Source organism: Halorubrum sp. AJ67 (assembly GCF_000513435.1).
In genome coordinates this window covers 45,802-47,355 of the sequence record NZ_CBVY010000022.1, presented here as the reverse complement: position 1 = coordinate 47,355, position 1,554 = coordinate 45,802, and the positions used below count along the sequence as shown (strand labels likewise).

Here is a 1,554-nt window from a genome sequence, read left to right as displayed (position 1 = left end):
CGGATCGACTGCGTCGAGCGCGTCCTGCTTGAACGGCACCGTGACGTTGAGTCCCGCCACGCCAAGGTCGGCCGCGCCCTCGATCGCCGCGGCCGCGGCGTCGGCGTCCGGCTCGAAGGTCACGTACCGCGCGTCGAGTCCGAGCGCCTCGTAGCCCGCCTCGTGCATCGGCGGCGACAGCGAGTGGCCGACCGGGTTCCCGATCAGTCCGTACACGTCCATGCCACCCGACGCGGCCGCGACCGACAAAAGGCGGTCGGTCGGACGCGGGATCCGCCTCACCGACCCCGGCGACACCTCACTCCCGTCGCCCGTCCGCCTCCCGCTCCGCGTCGATGACGTCTTCGAGGGTCTCCGTGCCCACGTCGCTGGCGACCTTGACGCCGACGAGCGACACGACGATGCCGCCGACGATGAACGCCGCGAGCTGCTGGACCGGAGTCATCGTCATTCCGTAGACGGACAGGGGGTCGCGGACCGCCTCCTGTGCGAGGAAATAGCCGGCGAAGCCGCGGACGACCAGCGCGACCGCCGCGATGACGAACGGGAGGTTGAGGTACGGCGTCCGGATCCCCTCGTCGCGGATCAGCTCGTCGAGCAGCCGCCCCACCGCCGCGGTCACGCCGGCGACCGCGAACCACGGGACCGCCGCGAAGGCGAACTCCACGACCTCGACGAGCCGAGGCGATCCGGGGTTCAGCTCCGACGCGGCGAGGACGCCGAAGAAGCCGCCGACGAGGGCAAGTCCGCCGGCGACGACGTACGTCACGACCGACACCTGCCCGGCGTACAGCGCCTCGCGGACCCGCTCCGGCATCCCCGCCACGCGCCGGTCGATCGCGAGCCCCTTGTACAGTAGCGCCGCGCCGAGCAGGCCGGCGACGCCCGCGAGCGCCTCCCCGGCGGAGAACCGGGCGAAGAGTACCGGCAGCAACAGCAGCGCGACGCCGATGGGGACCAACACCGTCGACCGGAGCTGCTCGTCGGCGAGGAACTGCTTGAGCAGGTAGTAGGTGGACTCGATGTCGCGGGCCTGCCGGACGACGACGCGGTCGACCGAGTCGACCGGGACCCGCGACTCGACGACCGGGAGGACGCGCTCGTCCTCCGCGGAGTCGACGACGACGATCGCGGCCCGCGGGTCGTACCGCTCCACGAGGTCGTCGAGCTGGGCCGCGATCGACCGGTCGGCCCCGACCGCGGTGTCGCTCTCGGCGGAGACGACGGCGACGACCGACTCCTCGCGCTCGTCCCGGAGGTCGCGTGCGACGCGCAGCGACTCCAGTAAGCAGTTCACGCTGGCGTCCTCGGGGTCGTCCAGCCCGGCGTCCGTGACCAGCGAGCGGACGGCCTCCCAGCCCGCGACCGGCATCGGGACGTTGGTGGCGCGACCGATCGCCCCCGAGCGGTCGACGCAGATGACCAGCGTCGTCACGTGTCGTCTCACACCGCGGCCGGACAAAAATCCTCCCCGTCGTCTGCCCGGCTCCGGCGGCGACGCCGACTCGCGGCGCTCTCGCTACCGGAACTCCACGTCGATATCGCCCCGTCGTC

Annotated in this window: 1 protein-coding gene and 1 pseudogene; both read right to left on the bottom strand. The window is 72.2% G+C overall.

Going from position 1 to position 1,554, the window contains the following annotated elements; translation table 11 throughout:
• Positions 1 to 222: pseudogene (locus tag BN903_RS13905) on the bottom strand (shikimate dehydrogenase); the annotation flags it as partial.
• 76 nt (positions 223 to 298) lie between these two features.
• Entirely contained in the window at positions 299 to 1,435 is a 1,137-nt protein-coding gene (locus tag BN903_RS13900; RefSeq protein ID WP_048078298.1) for a DUF373 family protein, read from the bottom strand.
• Positions 1,436 to 1,554 lie beyond the last annotated feature (119 nt).